Here is a 23,207-nt window from a genome sequence, read left to right as displayed (position 1 = left end):
TCTGACCCTCCACGGATTTCCTTAGCAGGGCCGCCCGCATGATTGAACTGCCGTGCTTCTACAGCCTGTCCTCGCCCTGGGCCTATCTCATGGGGCCGCAACTGGAGGACATCGTGCGGCGCCACAAGGTGCGGCTGGTCCTGAAGCCGTTCGACTTCCAGGAGATCGTTCCGCGGACCGGTGGCGTGCCGCTGCGCACGCGGCCGCCGGCCCGCCGCTCGTATCACGAGGAGGAACTGGACCGCTGGCGGCGCTACCTGCAGATGCCGCTGGCGCTCAGGCCCCGCTACTATCCGGAGAAGGTCGCCGATCCGGACTGGAACAAACGGCCCGGGTGGATGGTGATCGCCGCGCAGTTGCGCGGTCTCGATGCCTTCCGGCTGAGCCACGCGCTGCTGCGCGCCCTGTGGGCGGAGGAGCGCGACACGGCGTCGGCCGAGGTGAGGATCGCGATCGCCGAGGAGAACGGGATGGACGGACACGCGCTGCACCAGGCGGAGACCAGTGCCGAGGTGCAGGCGGCCTACCGGACCTTCACGCAGGAGGCCGAGGCGCTGCAGGTGTTCGGGGCGCCGACCTTCATCGTCGATGGTGTGCGCTTCTGGGGGCAGGACCGGCTGGGATTCGTCGACCGGGCGCTGGATGCGCTGCGGTCGAAGCAGGGAAATTGAAAGGGAGAGATCAAATGCGCGGACGTCAGGTCCTTCTGGAAACGCTCATCAATCACGGCGTCGATCGCATCTTCGGCAACCCGGGCACGACCGAGAGCCCGCTGCTCGATTCGCTGCCCGACTATCCGGAGCTCCAGTACATCGTTCACCTGCACGAGGGCGTCGCGACCGGCGCGGCCAACTTCTATGCGCAGGCCAGCGGCAAGACCGCCTTCGTGAACCTCCACGTGGCGCCCGGCCTCGGCAATGCCATCGGGGCGATCTACAGCGCCCTCAAGAACAGTTCGCCGATGGTCGTGACGGCCGGCCAGCAGGACACGCGCATGCGCCTGCGCGATCCGATCCTCGGCCACGACCTTGCCGCCATCGCCGCGCCTGTCACCAAGTGGAGCGTGCAGGTCGAGCGCGCCGACGAACTCGGCCCGATCCTCCAGCGCGCCTTCAAGATCGCCAACGAGGCGCCGGCCGGCCCGGTGTTCGTGGCACTGCCGATCGACGTGATGGAGCAGGAGACCTCGATCCCCGCCGGCAAGCCCGGCCATTCCTACACCGCGACCCGTCCCGATCCGGCGGGCATCGCCGCCATGGCGAAGCTGCTGGCCGCCGCGAAGAACGCGGCCATCGTGGCGGGCGACGACATCGCGCGCGCCGGTGCCGACAGGACGCTGGTCAAGCTCGTCGACAAGCTGGGTGCCTCGGTGTGGTTCCAGGGCCTGCGCGGCCAGAATTCCTTTCCGACCGATCATCCGGCCTATCGCGGCACGCTGGCCTTCGACGCGCCGGGCGTCGCCAAACAGCTGGCCGAGAACGATCTTGTACTGATGGTGGGTGGGCCGTTCTTCGAGGAGGTGTGGTACGGGCCGGGTTCGCCCTTCGCGGCGGGCACCAGGGTGCTGCAGATCGAGGCCGGCGCCTCGCGTCTCGCCTACAATTTCGCGCTCGATGCCGGTGTGCTGGCGGACCCCGGCGCGGCGCTCGAAGCGCTCGATGCCGCGCTGACGGGTGTCGATGCCGCGGCGGCGAAGAAGCGAAATGACGCGATGAAGGCCCGCAAGGATGCCGACGATGCCGCGCAGAAGGCCCGCGTCGAGAAGGCCTGGTCGCGCACGCCGACCTCGATGGCGCGCGCGATGGCCGAGATCCATGCGGGCTCGCCGGAGGACGTCGTCGTTGTCGATGAGACGATCACGGCCAACCTCGATCTCTTCAAGACCTTCACCTTCAAGGGACCGGGCGACTACTACAGCGGCCGCGGCGGCGGCATCGGGCAGGGCCTTGCCGGCGCCATCGGCGTCGCGGTCGCGCAGACCAAGCGGCCGGTCCTCTGTGTCTCGGGCGACGGCTCGTCGATGTACTCGATCCAGGCGCTGTGGACCGCGGCCCATCACGACCTGCCGATCGTGTTCGTCATCCTGGCGAACCGCGAGTACCGCGTGCTCAAGCACAATATCGACGCCTACCGCGCGCGCTTCGACGTGAAGTCGAACAAGCCCTACATGCACATGGACCTGACCGGCCCGACCATGGGGTTCGTCGATCTCGCCAGGGGCATGGGCGTCGCCGGCACCTATGTCTCGAAGGCCGACGACATCAAGGCCGCCGTCGAAGCCGCCTTCAAGTCCGGCAAGCCGCACCTCATCGAGATCGAGATCGAGGGGAAGCGGTAGACGCTATCTGAGATCCTGCATGAGCCGCATGTGAGCGCCGTGAGGGTCGGAAAGGGGAAGACGCCAGGAGCAGTATCCAAGGGAAACGCCCGAACAGAGGCTTGCAAGTTCGGAGTCGAAATCTTCCGTTGCGATCAGGTGACCTGGCCAGAATGCAGGCTGGAACACCGTTGTGCCGGCCGGTATTCGACTCTCGATCAGCGTGATTGATTTGGCGCGCTGCCAGCGCGGGCACGAGACGTACTTCGCCCCATCGACATTCGCGAACTCCGATGCCAGCTCGGACGTGAGGCTGAGCGAGGTAAGGTCCTGTTCGAAGGGCACGATGTCCTCGCGGAAGGCGGGATGTCCGCGGTTGACTAGCGATCTGGTCAGATCGATGCAGTCGATCGTGCGCAGGATCTTCACCGCGAAGTAAGCTTCTCGCGGTGACTTTCCATCGTCGTGGCGGACGTCGATCCGAACGGCTTCCGCCTCGCCCCCTGCGATCCTGATCAGGAAGTTCCTTATCGTCTCTGAAGCGATGAAGAAGTCGTCGTAGTGGTAGATGTTCTGGACAATCTCCCGGCCGTCCAGGTCCGGCAGAGGATGGGACATCCGCCGGAAGGTGAACTTCTTATCGGCAATCCACCGAGGCAACCGGCTCGGTGCACATTCGTCCTGCGCCCCGACCATGCGTATGTCGGGGCGAGGTCCGACTGGGCCCGAGGCCTTTAGAGTGTTGCCGTAGGAGGACGGAATCAGGAGTTGGAAGTCCCTGGCTGGCCCAAGGCCCAGATCCCGTCGGTTCATTTCTGGAACGCCCGCACCTTGGCCTGGTGCGCGCGGGCGGCGGCGGTCAGCATCGGCAGGTCGTTGCCGGCCAGCAGGAACTTCATGCCCTTGTCGGTGTAGATCTTGAGCAGCTCCTCGGTGTAGGCGCCGCCCATGCCCGGCCACTTGCCGTGCTTCCGGCAGGCGGCGACGACCTTGTCGACGGCGGCCTGGACCTTCGGGTTGCCGGTGTCGCCCGGGATGCCCATTTCCATCGACAGGTCGCTCGAACCGACCAGCAGGCAATCGATGCCCGGCACCGCCGCGATCGCCTCGGCATTCTCGACCGCCCTGGGCGTCTCGATCATCACCACGATCAGCGTGTTCTCGTCGGACTTCGTCGTCATCTCGCCGAGCGGCATCGGCTCGTAGTCGAACTGCGCCTGGCCGCCGCCCACCGAGCGATGGCCGCGCGGCGGATAGCGCAGCTTGTCGGCGATCTCCTTCGCCTCCTCGGGCGTGTCGACATGTGGAACGACGATGCCCAGCGCGCCGCCGTCGAGGACGCGCGTCGCCATGGTGAGTTCGCCATACGGTACGCGCACGATGGGCGCGATGCCGGAATCCTGGGCGGCAATGGCGATCTCGCACGCCGTCTCGATCGACGTCGATCCATGTTCGAGGTCGATGAACAGCCAGTCGAAGCCCGCCGCCTTCATCACCTTCACGATGTCGACGTTGCGGACCAGCCGGATGCCGATGCCGATCGACAGTTCGTTCTTCTTCAGACGTGCCTTGGCGGCATTGACGGCGAACGCCATTCTCTCCTCCATGCTTTTCATGCCCTTGCCCGAAGGAGGCTATTCGCCATGACCTTCCGTGTCGAACGCATCGATCATGTCGTGCTGCGCGTCCGCGATCTCGCCGGCATGGTCCGTTTCTACGAGCAGGCGCTGGGGTTTCGCGAGGAGCGGCGCCTCGAGCGGCTGAACCTGGTGCAGATGCGGGCCGGCGCCTCGCTGCTCGACCTGATCGCGACGGACGCCTCGTCCGGCGCGCCGAACATGGATCATCTCTGCTTCCGCGTGGAGCCGTTCGATCGTGACGCCATCGTCATGCGGCTCGCGCCGTTCGGCATATCGGTCGGCGAAACGGTCGATCGCTACGGTGCCGAAGGCAACGGTCCCTCGGTCTATTTCCATGATCCGGAAGGCAACCAGATAGAACTGAAGGGTCCGGCGCATTAAGGCTTGGCCGTCGCACACGATGTGATAGCCTCCCGGGCAACGGGGAAGAAGAATCACGCCAACGAGCGTGTCTCTGGGAGGATTGAAATGCGTAAACGCCTGGCAACCATTGCCGGCGGTCTCGTGGCCGCCGTCGCGCTGTCCGCTCCCGCCTTTGCACAGAAGCAGGGCGGGACACTTCGTGTGTCCCATCGTGACAATCCGCCGAGCGCCTCGATCCACGAGGAAGCGACGATCTCGGTGAACATGCCGTTCATGGGCGTGTTCAACAATCTCGTCTTCTTCGACCCGAAGGAGAAGATCAACAGTCCCGACAAGATCGTGCCCGAGCTCGCCGAGAGCTGGTCGTGGAACGACGACAAGACCAAGCTTACCTTCAAGCTGCGCGAAGGCGTGAAGTGGCACGATGGCAAGCCGTTCACGTCCAAGGACGTGAAGTGCACGTGGGACGCGCTGCGCGGCGACGAGAAGCAGGAGATCATCCGCAAGAACCCGCGCAAGGTCTGGTACAAGAACGTCAAGGAGATCACCACCAACGGCGACAACGAGGTGACGTTCACGCTGGAGCGCCAGCAGCCCTCGTTCATGTCGATGCTGGCCGCCGGCTATTCGCCGGTCTATCCGTGCCATGTCGAGGCGCGGGTGATGCGCTCCAAGCCGATCGGCACAGGCCCGTTCAAGGTCGCCGACTTCAAGCGCAACGAGGCCATCAAGCTGGTGCGCAACCCCGACTACTGGCGGAAGGGACGCCCCTATCTCGACGCCATCGAGTTCAAGATCGTGCCGAACCGCAGCACCCGCGTGCTGGGCTTCGTGGCCGGCGAGTTCGACCTGACCTTCGATTCCGACATCACCTTTCCGCTCCTGAAGGACGTGAAGGACCAGAAGAAGGATGCGATCTGCGAGGCACGGCCGACCAACGTCCACAGCAACCTGCTGGTCAACCGGGACGCCCCGCCGTTCGACAATCCCAGGCTGCGCGAGGCGCTCGTCTATTCGCTCGACCGCAGCCCGTTCAGCGACATCCTGGCCCAGGGCAACGACCTGCGCGGCGCGACGATGCTGCCGCCGCCGGCCGGCGTCTGGGGCATGACGCAGGACGAGCTGCAGAAGCTCCCCGGCTTCGGGCCCGACATCGAGAAGAACCGCGAGGTTGCGCGCGGCATCATGAAGGAACTGGGCTACGGTCCGGACAAGCCGCTCAAGATCAAGGTGGCGACGCGCAACATCGCGATCTATCGCGATCCGGCGGTCATCCTCATCGACCAGCTGAAGCAGATCTACATCGACGGCGAGCTCGAGCCGATCGACACCACGATCTGGTACAACAAGATCCAGCAGAAGAACTATCAGGTCGGCATGAACCTGACCGGCGCCGGCCTCGACGATCCGGATGGCGTTTTCTACGAGAACTTCTACAGCACGTCGGACCGCAACTACACGGCGTACAAGAATCCCGAGATCGACAAGATGATCGACGAGCAGTCCGCCGAGACCGACGTCGCCAAGCGCAAGGTCCTCGTGTCGAAGATCGAGCAGGCCCTGCTCAAGGACGCGGCGCGGCCGCCGATCACGCACGGCGTCGCCAATACCTGCTGGGCGCCGGCCGTGAAGAACCTCGTGCTGCAGCACAACAGCATCTACAACGGCTGGCGTCTCGAAGACGTCTGGCTCGACAAGTAAACCGGCCCGCCGGACGGAGGCACGACGAGGATGGGAGCGTATCTTACCCGCCGCGTACTGTTGATGGCTCTGACACTCTTCGGAATGTCGGTACTCATCTTCGTCATGCTGCGTCTGGTGCCCGGCAACATCGCCGACATTCTGGTGGACTCAGCGGGCATCGCCGATCCCAAGGAGAAGGCCAAGATCGCCCGCGAGCTTGGCCTCGACCGCCCGATCTTCGACCAGTACCTGCAATGGATCGGCGGCCTAGTGCGCGGCGACCTCGGCTTCGCCTACGTGTCCGAGCGTCCCGCCCTCGAGGAGATCGCGCCGCGCATCCCGATCAGCGCCAAGCTGGCGGGGCTCGCGCTCTTCTTCTCGGTCATCCTCGGCGTGCCGCTGGGTGTCATCAGCGCCGTCCGGCAGAATTCCGTCGTCGACTATCTGCTGCGCATCATCAGCCTGAGCGGCCTGTCGCTTCCGTCCTTCTGGCTCGGCCTGCTGATCCTGATGGCGTCGGTCCAGTGGTTCGGCATGATCCCGATCTACACCAACGAGCCGCGAAGTTTCATCGACGAGATGCTGCTGCTCAGCATCCCGGCCGCCGCCGTCGGGTTCCGAAGTTCCGCCCTGATCATGCGCCTCACGCGATCGTCCATGCTCGAGGTGCTGCGACAGGACTATATCCGCACGGCGCGTTCCAAGGGCGCCTCGCAGACCACGGTCAACTACGTGCACGCGCTGCGCAACGCCCTGCTGCCGGTCGTCACCATCATCGGCATCGAGGCGGCGTTCCTGGTCGGCGGCCTGATCGTGACGGAAACGGTGTTCAACATCCCGGGCGTCGCGCGCTTCCTCGTCGAAGCCATCCTGTGGCGTGACTACCCGATCGTGCAGAACCTGGTGATGCTGATCGCCTTCTGCGTGGTCGTCGTCAATTTCCTGGTCGACATGGCCTACATGGCCCTCGACCCTCGCATCAAGTACGCGGACTGAGGCGCCCATGGCTGTCATCGACCACGATGCCGCTCTGGCCAAGGCCGGCGCCAACGTCTCGGGCTTCTGGAGCCAGGCGGGCTTCCTCGCCCGCCGCTATCCGCTCGGCGCGGTGGGGGCACTCCTCGTGCTGCTCTTCGTGCTGACAGCCCTGTTCGCCAACTTCATCGCGCCGCACGATCCGCTGTCGACCAACTCGCGGGCGTCGCTCGCCCTGCCGGGCGGCACCTACTGGCTGGGCGCGGACTTCATGGGCCGCGACATGTTCAGCCGCATCGTCTTCGGCGCGCGCATCTCGCTCGCCGTCGCCGTCGGGGCCACGCTGCTGGGCGGCATCCTGGGCGTCGCCATCGGCCTGATGTCCGGCTTCCTCGGCGGCTGGTTCGATCTGGCGACCCAGCGCCTGATGGACATCATGCAGTCGCTGCCGCTGCTGGTGATGGCGCTGGTCATGGCGGCATCGCTCGGACCGTCGCTGCAGAACACCATCATCGCCATCGCGATCCCGCTGGTGCCGAGCGTGGCCCGCGTCGTGCGGTCGAGCACCCTGTCGCTGCGGGAACAGCCCTTCGTCGAGGCCGCCCGGGCGATCGGCATGGGCGAGATGCGCATCGCCGTCCGGCACGTCCTGCCCAACACGCTGGCGCCGCTGATCGTCCTCGGCACCGCCCAGCTCGGCTCGGCCATCCTGACCGAGGCGTCGCTCTCCTTCCTGGGTCTCGGCATCCCCGAACCCTATCCGTCGTGGGGCCGCATGCTCTCTGAATCGGCGGCTGAGTATGTCCGCACCGCGCCGTGGCTGGTGATCTTCCCCGGCGTCGCCATCAGCCTCACGGTGTTCGGCACCAACCTGCTGGGCGACGCCCTGCGCGACATCCTCGATCCGAGACAGCGTACATGAGTTCACTTCTGGAAGTGTCCGATCTCGGCACGTGGTTCTACACGCGCCAGGGAATCGTCAAGGCGGTCGACGGCGTCGACTTCGAGGTCGCTGCCGGCGAGACGCTGGCCATCGTGGGTGAATCCGGCTGCGGCAAGAGCATGACGGCGCTGTCGCTGATGCGGCTGATCCCGGATCCGCCGGGTCGCATCGTGTCCGGCTCGATCCGGCTGGCCGGCCGCGACCTGCTCAAGATCTCCGAGGAGGAGATGCGCGACGTGCGCGGCAACGAGATCTCGATGATCTTCCAGGAGCCGATGACGTCGCTCAATCCGGTGATGACGATCGGCAAGCAGATTTCCGAATCGCTCATCCTGCACCGCGACATGGACCGCAAGCAGGCGATGAAGCGGGCGATCGAGATGCTCGATCTGGTCCGCATCCCCGAGCCCGCGCAGCGCGCCAAGGAGTATCCGCACCAGCTGTCGGGCGGCATGCGCCAGCGCGCGATGATCGCCATGGCGCTGGCCTGCAATCCGAAGGTGCTGATCGCCGACGAACCGACGACCGCGCTCGACGTCACCATCCAGGCGCAGATCCTCGAGCTGATCGTCGAACTGCAGCGCGAGTTCAGCGCCGCGGTCATCCTGATCACGCACGATCTCGGCGTCGTCGCCGAGACGGCGCACCGGGTCATCGTGATGTACGCCGGCCGCAAGGTCGAGGAAGCGAGCGTGGGCGAGCTGTTCGCCCGGCCGCTCCATCCCTACACGACCGGCCTGATGAACTCGATCCCGCGCCTCGACCTGATGCGCGGGCAGACCGACCGCTCGGCCGAGCGACTGCAGGAAATCCCCGGCATCGTGCCGCCGCTGTTCGACCTGCCGACCGGCTGCGCCTTCGCGCCCCGGTGCAGCAAGGCCGACGACAAATGCCGTGCCGAACGCCCGGCCTACGAGGAGAAGCAGCCCGGTCACTGGGCGGCTTGCTGGCACACCAATGGTTAGCGCAAATCCCCCCGTCCTCGAGGTCAGGGACCTCAAGAAGCACTTCCCGGTGAAGAAGGGCCTGCTGCGTCGCACCGTGGGCCAGGTCTACGCCGTCGACGGCGTGACCTTCACCGTTAATGCCGGCGAGACGCTGGGTCTCGTGGGCGAGTCCGGTTGCGGCAAGACCACGGCCGGCCGGGCCGCCATGCGCCTGGTTGAGCCGACCTCGGGCTCGATCAAGGTCGAGGGCCAGGAGATCATCGGCCTGTCCAAGGCGGAGCTGCGTCCCTATCGCCGGGAGATGCAGATCATCTTCCAGGATCCCTTCTCGTCGCTGAACCCGCGCATGACGGCGGGCGACATCGTGGGCGAGCCGCTGCTGGTCCATGGCGTTGCCAACAAGAAGGAGCGCGAGGAGCAGGTGTCGGCGCTGTTCGCGCGGGTCGGCCTGCGTCCGGCGCAGATGAAGAACTACCCGCACCAGTTCTCCGGCGGCCAGCGCCAGCGCATCGGCATCGCCCGTGCCCTGGCCCTGGGTCCGAAGCTGATCGTCGGCGACGAGCCGGTGTCGGCGCTCGACGTCTCGATCCAGGCCCAGGTGATCAACCTGCTGATGGACCTGCAGCGCGAGCGCGGGCTTTCCTACCTGTTCATCTCGCACAATCTCGCGGTGGTGGAGCATATCAGCCACCAGATCGCGGTCATGTATCTCGGCCGCATCGTCGAGTACGCCGACACGCGCTCGATCTTCACGAACGCGCAGCACCCCTATACCGAGGCCCTGCTGTCGGCCGTGCCGGTGCCGGACCCCGCCATCAAGCGCAAGAAGCTGGTGCTGCAGGGCGACGTGCCCAGCCCGGTGAAGCCGCCGCCGGGCTGCCACTTCCACACCCGCTGCCCCTACGCCGTGGCCCGCTGCAAGGTCGAGGTTCCTTCGCTGCGCGAAATCGCCCCGGGACACCAGGTCTCCTGCCACCTGCGCTAGGCGTTTCGGCATACGCGCCTCTGCCATGAGAGGGAGTCGCGCGCGCTCACAGACGCGCTACACTGTCTCCAAAGGGAGAGAGGACGCGTCATGGCCAATTGGGATTACATCGTCGTCGGCGGCGGCTCCGCGGGGTGCGTGCTGGCCAACCGGCTGACCGAGGATGCCAACGTCAAGGTGCTGCTGCTCGAAGCCGGCCCGGCCGACAAGTCGATGTGGATCGACATTCCCGCCGGCTTCACCAAGCTGCTGAACCACAAGAAGTTCAACTGGAACTTCGAGATGGAAGCGGAGGAGGGCATGGCCAACCGGCGCATTCCCTGTCCGCGCGGCCGCACGCTCGGCGGCTCGAGCTCGATCAACGGCATGCTCTACGTGCGCGGCCAGCCGCTCGACTACGACACCTGGGGACAGCTCGGCAATCGCGGCTGGTCCTACGAGCGGATCCTTCCCTACTTCAAGAAGTCCGAGAACTACGAGCCGGGCGGCGACGACAGCCGCGGCAAAGGCGGTCCGCTGAACGTCGCGGAGATGCGCGAGACCAACGAGCTTTGCGACGCCTTCATCGACGCCGCCGAAGCCAGCGGCTATCCCCGGAACAAGGACTACAACAACGGCAACCAGGAAGGCTTCGGCTACTTCCAGGTGACGATGAAGAACGGCAAGCGCTGGTCGACGGCGCGCGCCTTCCTCGACCCGATCCGCAACCGCCCCAACCTCCAGATCGTGACCGATGCGCTGGTCGACCACGTCATCCTCGAGGGCAAGCGCTGCGTCGGCGTCGCCTACACGGTGCATGGCCGCAAGCAGGAGGCGCGGTGCGGCCGCGAGGTCATCCTGTCCTGCGGCGCAGTGCAGTCGCCGGGCGTGCTCGAACATTCCGGCATCGGCCAGCCCGAACTTCTGCGGCGCTACGGCATCGAGGTGAAGCACGAGCTGAAGGGCGTCGGCGAAAACTACGGCGACCACTTCGCGCCGCGCATGAACTGGCGGGTCAAGCAGCCGATCACGCTGAACGAGAAGACGCGCGGCGTGAATCTCGTCAAGGAAGTGCTCAAGTACTACACGACGGGTCGCGGCGCGCTCAGCCTGACCGCGGGCATCGTGTACGGCTTCGTGCGCACGCGGCCGGGCCTCGAATCGCCCGACATGCAGTTCCACATGGCCCATGCCAGCTACGACACCGCGCAGAAGCGCGACCTCGAGCGCGAGCCGGGCATGACCGTCGTGATCGGCCAGTGCCGGCCCGATTCGCGCGGCTCGATCCACATCAAGTCGGCGATCCCCGGCAGCGAGCCCGCCATCCGGCCGAACTTCCTGTCGGCGCAGACCGATCGCGATGCCACGGTCGCGGGCATGCAGATCGCCCGCAAGATCGTCTCCCATCCGTCGCTGTCGAAGTACATCGCCTTCGAGAAGACGCCCGGCGACAAGGTCCAGAGTTACGACGAGTGGCTGAGCTTCGCGCGCGGCAACGGCCAGACGACCTACCACGTCATCGGCACCTGCAAGATGGGTTCGGACCCGATGGCGGTGGTCGACGACCGGCTGCGGGTCCACGGCATCGCCGGCCTGCGGGTGATCGACGCCTCGATCATGCCGACCGTGCCGTCGGGCAACACCAACGCGCCGACGATCATGGTTGCCGAGAAGGGCGCGGACATGATCAAAGAAGATGCGAAGGCGGGCCTCAAGGCCGCCGCCTGATTCGCATTGTGAGGGACATGATGAAGCCTGTGAGGTCCATTCTCGCCATCCTGGCGCTCGGCGGCCTGGTGGCGGCCTGCCAGGGCCAGATGCCCAAGACCGAGTCGAAGCGCGACATGCTGGCCGATTCGGGCTTCAAGGTGGTGTCGCTGAAGACGCCGGGCCAGGCGGCCTCGTTCAAGAAGCTGCCGCCGCACAAGCTCGTCCGCAAGACCTGGCAGGGCAAGCCGGTCTGGGTCTATGCGGATCCGACGATGTGCGGCTGCCTCTACATGGGCACCCAGGACAACTACAACGCCTACATCAAGGAGGCGTCGAAGCAGATGATGGCCACCGCGATGCGGGCCAACTTCGCCGACGATCCCTACAGCCCGAGCTCGATGGACGCGACCGTCGACAACGACTGGGACTGGGGCGAGTGGGGCAACCCCGGCTATTACGGCCTGCCCTACTGAGGCTGGCCCGGAACCGAAACGCCCGGCGGAGCGATCTGCCGGGCGTTTTTCTTTGATGATCCGGATCTGCTCCGACCTCCACCCCCTCATCCTGAGAGGCTGGCCGGGAATGAATGCAGCGAAAACAACGGGCTATGAAAAGCCCCTATGACCTCACCCTGAGGAGCATCGCGCAGCGATGCGTCTCGAAGGGTGGGAACGCGCACCTTGCCTGTTGCCCACCCTTCGAGACGCGCTCCTCGCGGAGCGCTCCTCGGGGTGAGGTCGTATTGCAGTTCGACCTACTTCGGCTGCGTCGCGGGCACGCCCAGCGAGAGCATGAGGCGGTTGGCCCAGTTGAAGAACGAGGCCGCGCCGATCAGGTCGGCGATGGCGGCATCGTCGAGGCCGACGCTGCGCAGGCGCTCGACATGCTCCTTGCCGAAGGTCATGGGCAGCGCCGTGAGCGCCACCGAGGCCGCGACGATCGCGTCCCAACGCTCGTCTAGCTTCGCCTCGACACCTTCGTCGAGCAGGCGCTGCACGTCGTCGACGCGCTTCGAATAGGTCGCGGCGAAGCGGGCGTGGACGGAGGCGCAGTAGATGCAGCCGTTGAGCCGCGACGTCGCCGCCGCCGCGAGCTCGCGCTCGGCGCGCGGCAGGCCGGCCTCGGGATTGTAGAAGATGTCCTTGTCGGTGCGCGTGCGCGCTTCCAGCACGTCGGGATCGCGGGCCAGCAGCCTGAAGTAGGGTGACTTCACGCGGGCGGCGTCGACCAGGCTCCTGATGTGATGCTCGGTCATCTCCGCTTCGGCCAGGGGCTCGAGCCACGGCAGCCAGTCGAGCATGTCGCGCGTGAAGACCACCGGCTCGGTGTGCGGCGGCGGCGTCAGGGTCTTGTCGGTCATAGCGTGCTCGCGAGGACGGTCAGGCCGGAGACGACCCGGATCTGGTAGGACAGGAAGGAGACGAGCTGCGAGACCGTCACGATGTCGGTGGTGGTCCAGCCGGCGTCGAGCAGCGACTGCAGCGACGCCGCCGACGCATCGCGTGGATGGAACACCAGCATGTGCGTGTGCTCGAAGGCGGCCGTCAGGCGCGGCCCGAGCGCGGCGCGTCCCGCATCGCTCACCTGCCAGCTCGGTCCCGGCGCATCCTCGACCGAGAGCGGTCCCTTGGGAAAGCGGCCATAGGGGCCCTTGCTCCGGGCCGCCGCGACTTCGGTAGCCACGGCCGCGCGCAGGTTTGCCGGCAGCTTGGCGGCATAGAAGGCGTCGGTCTTCGCCTCGCCGTGCAGACCCGCGACGAAGGCGGCGATGGCATGGCGCTCCTCGGCGCCGATGCCGCCAAGTTCTTTTGGCTCGAACAGCGAGGTGTAGCTTGCCTGCGCATGCTTGCGCGCTTCGGAACGCTGGGCGCGGATCGCGTCCAGCTTCGAGCCCGGTGCGATGCCCACCAGGCTGTCGATAACGTCTGTCATGCGACTTGTCTCGTTCCCATTCTGACTTCCGGCGCCCAGCCCAATGCGGGCGCCACTTTCTCGGCCAGCAATTCGATCGACCGCAGGATATAGGGGTGAGGCGGATCGATCGAGTGAACCTGCATGGTGAGGTCGGTGGCGCGTTCCAGGGTCGAATCGCCCTGCAGCGAGGCGATGACCTCGTCGGGCGTGCCGATATGCACGTCCATGGCCCTGATCAGGTCGCCGACCAGGCTGCCCGACGTGAAGTTGCCGGTGGCCGCCAGCCGGTGACGCAGGCGCGACAGGCCGGTCTCGGCCAGCCGCATGGCCTCGTCGTGGTCGTCGGCCACGAAGATGGTGCGCGACGCCAGGATGCGCGGTTCGACTCCCCGGGGCAGCGCTTCGAGATAGGCATCGAGCATCGGATTCTGGATGTCGGCCAGCGAAGCCTGCGGCGCGTCGGGAGAGCGCGGCTGGGTGCGCGACAGCATCAGCCCGTCGCCCGCCAGCCCGGCGCGCCGCGCGCCCGAGACGGTGAAGGTCGCCTGCCAGACGCGGTCGGTCAGCGTCGGGTTCGCCGGGTAGAGCCTGTCGCCACCGGGCAGGGCGTCGCCCGACCAGGCGGTCTTCAGCAAGGCGAGGTTGTTGTCGAACAGCACGTGCCGCTGGTCGCTCTCCAGCCCGAAGGCGGTGAAGGCGGTGAGGTTCCCGCCCGGTCCAACGCCCACTTCGAGGCGGCGGCCGCTCATCAGATCGGTAACGGCGGCGTCCTCGGCGACGCGGATCGGCAGTTCCAGCGGCAGCGTGACGATGCCCGTGCCGAGCCGGATGCGCGACGTGTGGGCGGCGACATGGGAGAGGAACACGAAGGGCGCGGGCAGCCCGCCTTCGCCCTCGTGGAAATGATGCTGGGCGATCCAGGCCGAATCGAAGCCGCACGCCTCGGCGTGCTGGATCTGCTGGGTGGCCAGACGATAGCGCTCGGCCGCGTCGACCTGGTCGAGGAGGCGGGTGAAGAAGCCGAGGCGCTTGATCGGAAACGTCGTCATGGGCTCAACCTTGAAGGATGTTCGGGCGGGACGGCAAGGGCGGGCAGGTCGGTCACCGGCAGGCTGCGGCCGGGAATCGCCTCGATCAGCTCGCGCGTATAGGCGCTGTCGGGCCGGCCGAAGACGGTCTCGATCGGGCCGCCATCGACCTGGCGGCCCTTGTGCATCACCGAAACGGTGTCCGAGATCTGCCGCACCACGGCGAGATCGTGCGAGACGAAGAGGTAGGTGAGGCCCAGCGTCTTCTGCAGCTCGTCGAGCAGCGACAGGATCTGCGCCTGCACCGTGACGTCAAGCGCCGAGACCGCCTCGTCGAGCACCAGCACGCGCGGATCGAGCACGAGGGCCCGGGCGATGGCGACCCGCTGCCGCTGGCCGCCCGACAGGGCGCGCGGATGGCGCTCCAGGAAGCTCTCGGAAAGCCCGACCCGGGCCAGCATGTCGCGCACCTTGCGGGCGCGATCGGCGGCGGGAATCGGCTCGAAGTTGAGCAGCGGCTCCTCGACGATGCGCGCGATGGTCTGGCGCGGATCGAGCGAGCCGTAGGGATTCTGGTAGACGAGCTGGATATGCTTGCGGAACTGCCGCAGCGCCTCGCCCTTCAGGGTCGTGAGGTCGACGCCGTCGATCAGGATGCGGCCGGCCGTGGGCTTGATGAAGCCGACGACGCTGCGGATCGCCGTGGTCTTGCCCGAGCCCGATTCGCCCACGATCGCATGCGTGGTGCCGCGCCGGACCTTGAACGACACGTCGTCGACGGCGCGGAACGACTTCGCTTCGCCGCCGGTCACCGGAAAGTCGTGGGTGAGGCCCGTGACCTCGATGGCGAAGTCCTGGCTCTCGGCGGCGGCCCGCGCGGGCCGCGGCTTGCCGAGCGAGGGTGCGTCGGCCAGCAGGCGGCGCGTATAGGCGCTGCGCGGCGTCGCCAGCACCTCCTTCACCGCGCCCTGTTCCTGGATGCGGCCGTTCTGCAGCACCACCAGCCGGTCGGCGCGATCGGCGGCGACGCCGAGATCGTGCGTCACCAGAAGCACGGCCGTGCCGCTCTCGCGGCGCAGCTCGTCGATCAGGTCGAGGATGCGCCGCTGCACCGTGACGTCGAGCGCGCTGGTCGGCTCGTCGGCCACGATCAGCGCGGGTTTCAGCGCCACCGCGATGGCGATCAGCACGCGCTGTTTCATGCCGCCCGAGAGTTCGTGCGGATACTGGCGCGCGCGCATCTCGGCCGGCGTCAGGCCGACCCGCTCCAGCAGCTCGATGACGCGCGCCTGGATCGCCTTGCGGTCGCCGCGCTTGTGAATCTGCATCACCTCGGCGAGCTGCGCGCCGATGGTGCGCACCGGATTGAGCGAGCTGCCCGGGTCCTGCGGGATCAGGCTGACGACCGCGCCGCGAATGGAATCCAGCCGCTTCTGCGACCAGTGCGTGATGTCGGTGCCGTTGAGGCGGATTGTGCCGGCCTCGACGCGGCCGTTGCCCGCCAGCAGGCCGAGGGTGGCCTGCGCCGTCGTGGTCTTGCCCGAGCCGGATTCCCCCACCAGCGCCACGACCTCGCCGGGTGCGACGCTGAAGGAGACGCCGTGCACCACCCGCTGCTCGCGATCGCCCGTCTTGTAGGCGATGGAGAGATCGTCGACCTGGAGAATGGGTGTGACGCTCATGGCGTGGTCCCGCCCAGCGCCTTGCTGATGCGGTCGGCCGACAGCACGACCAGCACCACGACGATGCCGGGCGCGGCGGTGAGCCACCAGGCGCGCGAGAGATAGTTGCGGCCCTCGGCGATCAGCAGGCCCCATTCTGGCGTCGGCGGCGGCGCGCCGTAGCCCAGGAAGCCGAGCGTCGAGATGGCGAGGATGGCGGAGCCGAACTGAAGGGCCGCCAGCGCGATCACCGACGTCAGCGAATTGGGCAGGACGTGGCGGTAGAGCACCGCCCAGAAGGTGCCGCCGCTGCCGAACGCCGCCTCGACATACTCGCTGCGCCGGACCCGGACGACCTCCGAGCGCGCCAGGCGGGCGAAGCGGGCGACCGAGACGGCGCCCACGGCGATGGCGACGTTGATGGTGCCGAACCCCAGCAGGACGATGATGCTGAGCGACAGCAGGAGCGAGGGAACGGCGAGCATCGAGTCCATCAGGCGCATGATCACGGCGTCGATCCAGCCGCCGCGGGCGCCGGCGATCAGGCCGAGCAGGGTGCCGAACAGCAGGCCGACCGTGACGGCCACGAAGGCGCCGGACAGCGAATGGCGCGAGCCGTAGACGATGCGCGCATAGACGTCGCGGCCGAGCCCGTCGGTGCCCAGCACATGCTCGGCGCTGGGCGCGCGGAGCTGTTCCCCGGGCACGCCCTCCGTGCCGCTGTAGCCCGTGAAGAGCTGCGGCAAGGCGGCCCAGGCAAGCACGATGAAGACGACGGTCCAGGCGAACAGCAGCGTGACCGGCACCCGCCTGAGGCGCGTGGTCCAGCCGGTGTGGATGTCGGCGCTGGCGCCGCTTGCGGTCTCCGCGCTCATGACAGCGCTCCCCCCTTCGTGCCGAGCCGGGGATCGAGCACCGGATAGAGCAGGTCGACGATCAGGTTGATGGTGACGAAGGCGAAGGCCGAGATCACGACGATCGCCTGGAGAACCGCCGTGTCGTGATTGCCGACCGCCTGATAGGTGAGGCCGCCGAGGCCGCTCAGGCCGAACACCGCTTCGGTGACGACGGCGCCCGCCAGCAGTTCGCCGAACAGGACGCCCGCGATGGTGAGCGTCGGCATGATGGCGTTGCGCGCCACATGCTTCCAGAGGACCCAGTTGCGCGACGCGCCCTTGGCACGCGCGACGGCGACGAAGGGTTGCGCCAGCACCTGGTCGATGTTGCGCATCAGGATCTGCGCCAGCGGCGCGGAGATCGGGATGGCGAGCGTCAGGACGGGCAGGACCAGCCGCTCGACCGGGCCGGGGCTGATGACCGAGACGAGGCCGAGCTGGAAGGAGAAGATCTGGATCAGCATGATGCCGAGCCAGAAGACCGGCACCGAAATGAACAGCGAGGGCAGGGACTGCAGTCCGGCCCGCAGCCATTCCATGCCGACCATGTTCGACAGGGCGGCGAGGATGATCGTCAGCACCAGCGCCGCGGTGAAGGCGAGCGAGGCCAGCAGCAGGGTCGGCGGCAGGTTGGTGGCGAGCTGCTGGCTCACCGGCACGCCGGCCTGGATCGAGATGCCGAAATTGCCGGTGAGGAAGTTGCCGACGGTCGTCAGGTAGCGTTCCCACAGCGGCCGGTCGGCGCCGTAGGAGGCGCGGATCTCCGCGATCTGATCGGCCGTGAGACCCATGTCGGGGCTCATGAACTTGATCATGATCGCATCGCCCGGCAGCACCTGCAGCAGCAGGAAGGCCGCGGTGAAGGTGAGCGCCAGCACGGCGAGGGCCTGCCCCACCCGGCCCAGGAGATAACGCGCCACGATCCGCCCCGCGCCTACTTCGGCGCGATCCAGGTCGCGTAGAAGCTCGGGCGTCCCACCGCCTCGAAGGTGAAGTCCTTGACCTTCGGCGAGGCGGCGAAGGCCTGCGGCTCCTCGAAGATCGGGATCGTGTAGGCCTGGTCGATCACGTAGGCCTGCACCTCGCCGACCAGCGCGATGCGCTTGACCGGGTCCGTGGCCGCCGCGATCTCCTCCAGCAGACCGTTCAGCTTCTCGTCGACGAAGCTCTGGACCTTCTGGCTGACGCCGCCCTTCTGCAGCAGAACGTTGCGCGTCGTCGGATAGTACTGGCTGCGGATCACGTCGGGATCGGCGCGGCCGACCATCGCCGGCGCGACGGGAGTCTTCATCGGGTCGAGGCTGTCGGCGACGCGGCTGCCGGCGTCGCCCGCCAGCACGTTCAGCTTCACGCCGACCTTGGCCCATTGCTGCGCCACCAGCTGCAGCGTCTCCTTGTTCTGCGGCTGCGGCGGCGATTCGTAGGCCGAGAGGATCAGTTCCTTGCCGTCCTTCTGGCGCAGGCCCTTCGGTCCCATCGTCCAGCCGGCCTCGTCGAGCAGCTTCGCCGCCAGCGCCGGGTCGTAGGCGAGCTTGGCCGACTGGTCGACATAGCCCTGCGCGGTCGAGGCGATGATCGACTTGGCCTGCGGATAGTTGGCGGAGAACAGCGTGGCCACGATCTCCTTCGCGTTGGTCGCGTGCAGCAGCGCCTTGCGGACGCGAACGTCGGAGACGAGCGCATTGTCGGGCCGGAACACGACGGTGTTGTTCACGCCGCGGGTCGGCGCGGCGTAGACGATGAAGCCCTTCGACTGGACCTGCTTCTCGTCATAGGCCTGGACCTGGCGGATGACATGGGCCTGGCCCGCCAGCAGCGCGCCGATGCGGACGCTGTCCTCGGGCGTCACGACGTACTTGATGCCGTCGAGATTGGCGCGGCCCTGGTGGGCGAGCTTGGCCGGGCCCCATTTGTAGTCCTTGCGTGCCTCCATCACGAGCTCGCGGCCGAGCACCTCGCTCTTCACGACGAACGGGCCGGAGCCGATGATCTTGGTGGCATCGCCCAGCGCATCGAAGGGCAGGGCCAGCGTCTTCAGCGAGACGAGGCCGGAGCCGATCACGGATGTGCCCTGCAGGAAGCCGACGGAGGGCTTGGTGAAGGTGAACTTGACGGTCAGCGGATCGATCACCTCGCTGCCCTTGTAGTTGGTGATGACCTCGGAGACCGGCTGCTTCAGCTCCTTGTTGCCGAGACCGTAGGTGTCGAAGTTCTTGGCCACGGCCGCCGCATCGAGCGGCGTGCCGTCGGAGAAGGTGACGCCGGGGCGAATCTTGAACGTGTATTCCGTGGCATCGGCGTTGACCGTCCAGCTCTCGGCGATCCACGGCTCGATCTCGAGCGTCTTGGGATTCTGGTAGGTCAGCTTGTCGGTGATCTGGTTGAGAATGCCGCCGTTCGGGTAGAAGCCGCCGGCGGGCGGGTAGAGGTTCGTGTGCGCCTGCTGCTCGAGATAGATCAGCGTCCCGCCCTTGGTGACCGGCGCCTGCGCGGCCGCGCCTCCGGCCAGGATCGCAACGGAGGCCAGCGACGCGAACGCGCCGGCCAGGAAACGCTGGTACTTCACCTGAATCACGAAAACCCCCTCGAGCCTTAAAGAGGCACAGGAGGAGCCATGCAGAATCTGGGCCGAGTCTCGCCGTGCGGACCAGCTATATGGCCGCGCGGGTCTGGCAATTACACAGAGCAGATTGTCAAAATTTACAGCCCGGCGGAGCAGATTTTCTCATCTGCTCCGACGGACGGAGTAAAATCACCCACCCAGCAAGGCGGCCGACGGCGTGAGCTCCTTGCGCTCGACCTTCTTCACGATCTCGGTGAGCTTGGCATGGGTCGGCGCCTTGACGCCGATATAGTTGCCGCGCTCGGCGATGTAGCCGTTCATGAACTCGATCTCGGTGCGGCGGCCCTTGATGATGTCCTGCGCCATCGAGGGACGCTGGATGTCGGCACGCGGATTGGGATTGGTGTTCGACCCCGGCCGCAGGAGCGCCTCGACCTCGTCGAGTGCGGCCGTGTCGCCCTCGGAGGCGCGGGCCAGCAGCTCCGGCTCGAACTTGCCGATCTTCTCGATGTGATAGCCCAGCGCCTGGCCGACGCGCACTGCCTCGCCGCCCAGCTTGATCGAGAAGCGGCGCACCGCGTCGTTGCGGTCGCAGTCGATGCCGGTCATGCCGGTGGCGGCGGAGACGCCGTTCTTCATGCCGTTCTGGCAGAGCTTGGACCAGCGCTCGCCCCACAGGTTGGTCGTGGTCTTGGCGCTGTCGATCATACCGACCATCTCGCGCAGTTCCTCGACGCGCTTGGTGATGCGGCCATGGACCTCGCCGACGCGGAACACGGTGTGCTTGTCGCCGCCCTTGGAGACGGTGCGGCGGATCTTGCCGGCCTCGTACATGTCGACCGAGATCAGCGAGGCGACCATGCCGACGGTCTTGCCCCAGCCGACGACGCCCGCGATGCGCTCCTCGTTCAGGCAGTTCTGCAGCGACACGACATAGCCGTCCGGCGCCAGATACTGCTTGATCAGCGCGGTGGCCCATTCGGTGTCGTAGGACTTCATCGCGACGAAGGCGATGTCGATCGGCTTCTGGCGCGAGAGGTCCTGCATCTCGGTGAGATGCATGGTCTTGGCCTTGGTGACGGTGAACTTCTCTTCCGGCGTCACGCCGTCGAGCTCGAGGCCGCGCTTGCGGATGATCTCGATGTTCTCGGGCCAGAAGTCGATCAGGGTGACGTCGTGGCCCGCATGCGCCAGGTAGCCGCCGACATAGCCGCCCAGGGCGCCCACGCCCACGACTGCGATTCTCTTGCCCATTCTGATCTCCCTTGAAAGCTGTTCGTTAAGGCGCGACGCGCGGCTCTCTGCGCGCGCGGTCGAGATAGCGTTCGGCGTCTTCGGCCAGCAGCAGCCGGTCGGCCATCAATGCGGTGACGACGGCCTGGACCTTGGCGACATAGTCGGCGCCGTCCCTGTAGCGCTCGGCGATCGACGGGCGCGGATCGCCCGCGGCTTCGCGGGCCGCCTTGTCGAGCGGCAGCGGCAGGCAGCTGCCATCGCGGTCGGCAATCTCGCCCTTTGGATAAGGCGGCTTGTACTCGTTCCAGCCGGTATAGGTGGCGAGCGGCACGGCGATGTCGGGCAGGCGGATGCCCGCGACCTCGTTGCCGTCGCCGTCGACCTTGCAGACCAGCGTGCGATAGACCTTGGCGGACGCCACCGGCTTCACCCAGTCGCCCGGCGGCGACACGGCGTTGGTGGTGCGCACGATCGCGGCGCCCGGCACCGCGGGAAAGCCGGTCCTGTCCGGCTCGACCAGCGTGCCGGCGGCGAGCGTCGGCACCCGGCTGGGCGGCGGCGCCTTGCCCGACACGACCCATTCGTCGAGCGCGACCAGCAGGGCGCGGATCGCGGGCATCGGATTGTGCGGGTTGCGCGGATTGATGTTGGGGCCGGGATCGGTCGTCGCCCCGGCGCGGCCGCCATGCTGCGTGCCGGCGATCATGTAGACCCGCGAATTCTCCGGCAGGGCCACGTCCCTGGTGCCGAGCGGATCGGTATGCAGGAGCGAGGCGCCCTTCTGCCAGTACTCGGTCGAGGTGTTGGTCTCGATCAGCAGCGGATCGCTGCCGTCGCCGCGGAACAGCGAGCCGCTCCGGCCGGTCAGCGGATCGTCGAGCGTCGCCGTCGAGAACGGAAACTCGTTCTCCGGGAAACCGTGATCCTCGTGTTGGGTGTTGGTGCGCGCCGGCTGGGCGAACGGCGTGTTGAAGAACACCCGGCCGACACCCGCGATGTGGCTGTGGATGCCGTCGAACACGCGGCGGCCCTGTTCGTCGCGGTTGAAGCCTTCGGAGATGTGGTTGCGCAGGTAACGCCCGGCCTGGGAGAAGCCGATGGCCAGCGCATGGGTGATGGGCCCGCCAGTGGCCTTCACCGCGTCGGGTGCGTGGCGCAGCCAGCTCACCACGTCGCGCGTGGCCGCGAAGCCCAGGCCCTGCACCTTCGGGTTCTTCGCCTCGTAATGGAATTCGTAGAGGAAGCCGGGCTTCGCCTGCGTGCCCTCGCGCAGCCGGATCGAGCGCGAATCGACGAACGACCACTGGTTCAGCGGCAGTTCGCGCGGCTCGTCGTCGGCGCGCTCGCGCACGGTGAGGCGGGCGCGCGGCTGCTCCAGCGTCGCGGCCTCGTGCGACAGCTTGAAGGTCTCGAGAATGCCGACGCGCGTGCCCGAGACCCATTCCTCGCGAACCGTCTGCACGATCGGCTGGCCGTTGTCGGTCGCGACCGGTGCCGTGAGGGCGAGGCCCATGTTGGCGCGGGGCGCATCCGGGTCCCAGCCCGACCACACGATCGTGTAGCCGCGGCGCAGCGGGAAGGCGTTGCCGAGATCGGCCAGGGTCTTCGGATCGTTCACGCCCTGCGGGCCGTCGGCGATGTTGCCGAACAGCATCTTGCGGCCGCGATTGTTCACTTCGTAGAGGATACGCCCGTTGCCGCGTGCAGAATCCTTCGGGCGCAGGATGAAGACGATGGTGGCGTACTCGACCCTCCCGGCGGCATTGCGCGGCGCCTTGTCGATCAGGGCGATGCCGCGGTTGGCGGGCGACGCCGGATCGACCTCGCCGCGGGCGGTGGCGATGACGCGCTCATAGGCGCCCGCGTCGCCGAACGGCGCGCCGTCGGCGAGCGGCTCGACCTTTTCGATCTCGAAGGTGAGGAGCACTAGGTCCTGGCTTCCGCCTGGACCTCTTCCGCCGGGAAGTTCAGTTCCACGCCGACGCCGTCGGGATCGTAGAGGAAGATCTGCGCCGCGCCGGTGCGCGGCACGATCTGCTCGCGGAACTTCACGTTCTTCGACTGCAGGCGCTTGCGCACGCCCGGCAGGTCGCTGGCCGCGAAGGCGATGTGGTCGAAGCGGCCGGTATCCTCGAACTTCTTCTCGGTGCCGCGCACCACGATGCCCTCGCGCGGCTTGCGCTCGCCCAGCAGATGCACGGTGGCCACGCCGCCGGAATAAAGCCAGTAGCCGGGGAAGCCGAGCGGCGGCCGGTCGCCGTTCTCGAGACCCAGCACGTCGCAATAGAAATTCTTGGTGGCTTCGAGATCCGACGGCTCGATCGTGTAGTGCTGAAGGGGGCCAAGCGGCATGGCTGTCTCCGTGTG

At 67.0% G+C, this 23,207-nt stretch carries 22 protein-coding genes; 10 read left to right on the top strand and 12 right to left on the bottom strand.

Features of this window, described 5'->3' with window-relative positions:
• Window positions 1–38: 38 nt before the first annotated feature.
• Together LJ725_RS12160 and LJ725_RS12155 are read left to right on the top strand one after the other, a co-directional pair.
• Window positions 39–671: a 2-hydroxychromene-2-carboxylate isomerase gene (locus LJ725_RS12160; protein ID WP_230550918.1), complete on the top strand. Its 633-nt coding sequence runs from the start codon at window positions 39–41 to the stop codon at window positions 669–671.
• 14 nt (window positions 672–685) lie between these two features.
• Window positions 686–2,338 carry a thiamine pyrophosphate-binding protein gene (locus LJ725_RS12155; RefSeq protein ID WP_230550917.1) on the top strand — a complete coding sequence of 551 codons (1,653 nt, stop codon included), beginning with the start codon at window positions 686–688 and terminating at the stop codon, window positions 2,336–2,338.
• Window positions 2,339–2,341: 3 nt separating this feature from the next.
• Here the strand turns inward: LJ725_RS12155 and LJ725_RS12150 are convergent, their stop codons facing one another.
• Both LJ725_RS12150 and LJ725_RS12145 read right to left on the bottom strand, forming a co-directional pair.
• Window positions 2,342–3,013: an imm11 family protein gene (locus LJ725_RS12150; protein ID WP_230550916.1), complete on the bottom strand. Its 672-nt coding sequence runs from the start codon at window positions 3,011–3,013 to the stop codon at window positions 2,342–2,344.
• 113 nt (window positions 3,014–3,126) lie between these two features.
• Window positions 3,127–3,912 (bottom strand): HpcH/HpaI aldolase family protein, encoded by a 786-nt coding sequence (locus LJ725_RS12145; protein WP_230550915.1) that lies wholly within the window; start codon window positions 3,910–3,912, stop codon window positions 3,127–3,129.
• Window positions 3,913–3,960: 48 nt separating this feature from the next.
• Between LJ725_RS12145 and LJ725_RS12140 the strand changes: the two genes are divergently transcribed.
• The 8 genes from LJ725_RS12140 to LJ725_RS12105 all read left to right on the top strand — a co-directional run bounded on the left by LJ725_RS12140 (window position 3,961) and on the right by LJ725_RS12105 (window position 12,015).
• Window positions 3,961–4,338 carry a VOC family protein gene (locus LJ725_RS12140; protein ID WP_230550914.1) on the top strand — a complete coding sequence of 126 codons (378 nt, stop codon included), beginning with the start codon at window positions 3,961–3,963 and terminating at the stop codon, window positions 4,336–4,338.
• A gap of 87 nt (window positions 4,339–4,425) precedes the next feature.
• Entirely contained in the window at window positions 4,426–6,021 is a 1,596-nt protein-coding gene (locus LJ725_RS12135; RefSeq protein ID WP_230550913.1) for an ABC transporter substrate-binding protein, read from the top strand.
• 30 nt (window positions 6,022–6,051) lie between these two features.
• Window positions 6,052–6,999 (top strand): ABC transporter permease, encoded by a 948-nt coding sequence (locus tag LJ725_RS12130; protein ID WP_268990595.1) that lies wholly within the window; start codon window positions 6,052–6,054, stop codon window positions 6,997–6,999.
• 7 nt (window positions 7,000–7,006) lie between these two features.
• Complete coding sequence (locus tag LJ725_RS12125) at window positions 7,007–7,900, top strand: ABC transporter permease (protein ID WP_230550911.1); 894 nt, start codon at window positions 7,007–7,009, stop codon at window positions 7,898–7,900.
• Window positions 7,897–8,886 carry an ABC transporter ATP-binding protein gene (locus tag LJ725_RS12120; protein WP_230550910.1) on the top strand — a complete coding sequence of 330 codons (990 nt, stop codon included), beginning with the start codon at window positions 7,897–7,899 and terminating at the stop codon, window positions 8,884–8,886. The genes LJ725_RS12125 and LJ725_RS12120 overlap by 4 nt, the downstream gene beginning before the upstream one ends.
• A complete protein-coding gene (locus tag LJ725_RS12115) occupies window positions 8,879–9,853 on the top strand; it encodes an ABC transporter ATP-binding protein (RefSeq protein WP_230550909.1) in 975 nt (324 codons plus the stop codon). The genes LJ725_RS12120 and LJ725_RS12115 overlap by 8 nt, the downstream gene beginning before the upstream one ends.
• Before the next feature lie 90 nt (window positions 9,854–9,943).
• On the top strand, window positions 9,944–11,560 hold the full coding sequence (locus tag LJ725_RS12110) for a GMC family oxidoreductase (RefSeq protein WP_230550908.1): 1,617 nt from the start codon (window positions 9,944–9,946) through the stop codon (window positions 11,558–11,560).
• 29 nt (window positions 11,561–11,589) lie between these two features.
• A complete protein-coding gene (locus LJ725_RS12105; RefSeq protein WP_230550907.1) occupies window positions 11,590–12,015 on the top strand; it encodes a hypothetical protein in 426 nt (141 codons plus the stop codon).
• A 281-nt stretch (window positions 12,016–12,296) separates the two neighbouring features.
• On the opposite strand, the gene LJ725_RS12100 is transcribed toward LJ725_RS12105, so the two are convergent.
• From LJ725_RS12100 to LJ725_RS12055, 10 genes are all read right to left on the bottom strand, one after another.
• Window positions 12,297–12,902 (bottom strand): alkylhydroperoxidase domain protein, encoded by a 606-nt coding sequence (locus LJ725_RS12100; protein ID WP_230550906.1) that lies wholly within the window; start codon window positions 12,900–12,902, stop codon window positions 12,297–12,299.
• On the bottom strand, window positions 12,899–13,474 hold the full coding sequence (locus LJ725_RS12095; RefSeq protein WP_230550905.1) for a CMD domain protein: 576 nt from the start codon (window positions 13,472–13,474) through the stop codon (window positions 12,899–12,901). Before LJ725_RS12095 ends, LJ725_RS12100 begins: the two co-directional genes overlap by 4 nt.
• Window positions 13,471–14,505, bottom strand: coding sequence for a putative FMN-dependent luciferase-like monooxygenase (locus LJ725_RS12090; RefSeq protein WP_230550904.1), 1,035 nt, complete (start codon window positions 14,503–14,505; stop codon window positions 13,471–13,473). Before LJ725_RS12090 ends, LJ725_RS12095 begins: the two co-directional genes overlap by 4 nt.
• Window positions 14,502–16,166 carry a dipeptide ABC transporter ATP-binding protein gene (locus tag LJ725_RS12085; RefSeq protein WP_230550903.1) on the bottom strand — a complete coding sequence of 555 codons (1,665 nt, stop codon included), beginning with the start codon at window positions 16,164–16,166 and terminating at the stop codon, window positions 14,502–14,504. The genes LJ725_RS12090 and LJ725_RS12085 overlap by 4 nt, the downstream gene beginning before the upstream one ends.
• On the bottom strand, window positions 16,163–17,020 hold the full coding sequence (locus LJ725_RS12080) for an ABC transporter permease (RefSeq protein ID WP_230550902.1): 858 nt from the start codon (window positions 17,018–17,020) through the stop codon (window positions 16,163–16,165). Before LJ725_RS12080 ends, LJ725_RS12085 begins: the two co-directional genes overlap by 4 nt.
• Window positions 17,017–17,961, bottom strand: coding sequence for an ABC transporter permease (locus tag LJ725_RS12075; protein ID WP_230550901.1), 945 nt, complete (start codon window positions 17,959–17,961; stop codon window positions 17,017–17,019). The genes LJ725_RS12080 and LJ725_RS12075 overlap by 4 nt, the downstream gene beginning before the upstream one ends.
• Window positions 17,962–17,975: 14 nt before the next feature.
• Window positions 17,976–19,616: a TIGR04028 family ABC transporter substrate-binding protein gene (locus tag LJ725_RS12070; protein ID WP_408015737.1), complete on the bottom strand. Its 1,641-nt coding sequence runs from the start codon at window positions 19,614–19,616 to the stop codon at window positions 17,976–17,978.
• 177 nt (window positions 19,617–19,793) lie between these two features.
• A complete protein-coding gene (locus tag LJ725_RS12065; RefSeq protein WP_230550900.1) occupies window positions 19,794–20,858 on the bottom strand; it encodes a ketopantoate reductase family protein in 1,065 nt (354 codons plus the stop codon).
• A 25-nt stretch (window positions 20,859–20,883) separates the two neighbouring features.
• The gene (locus LJ725_RS12060; protein WP_230550899.1) at window positions 20,884–22,767 is read right to left on the bottom strand and encodes an alpha/beta hydrolase domain-containing protein; all 1,884 of its coding nucleotides are present in this window, start codon (window positions 22,765–22,767) and stop codon (window positions 20,884–20,886) included.
• Window positions 22,767–23,192, bottom strand: coding sequence for a VOC family protein (locus LJ725_RS12055; protein ID WP_230550898.1), 426 nt, complete (start codon window positions 23,190–23,192; stop codon window positions 22,767–22,769). Before LJ725_RS12055 ends, LJ725_RS12060 begins: the two co-directional genes overlap by 1 nt.
• Between the last annotated feature and the right edge of the window lie 15 nt (window positions 23,193–23,207).

This window comes from Reyranella aquatilis (assembly GCF_020880995.1).
GTDB lineage: Bacteria > Pseudomonadota > Alphaproteobacteria > Reyranellales > Reyranellaceae > Reyranella > Reyranella aquatilis.
This window is presented reverse-complemented; position numbering and strand designations above follow the sequence as displayed.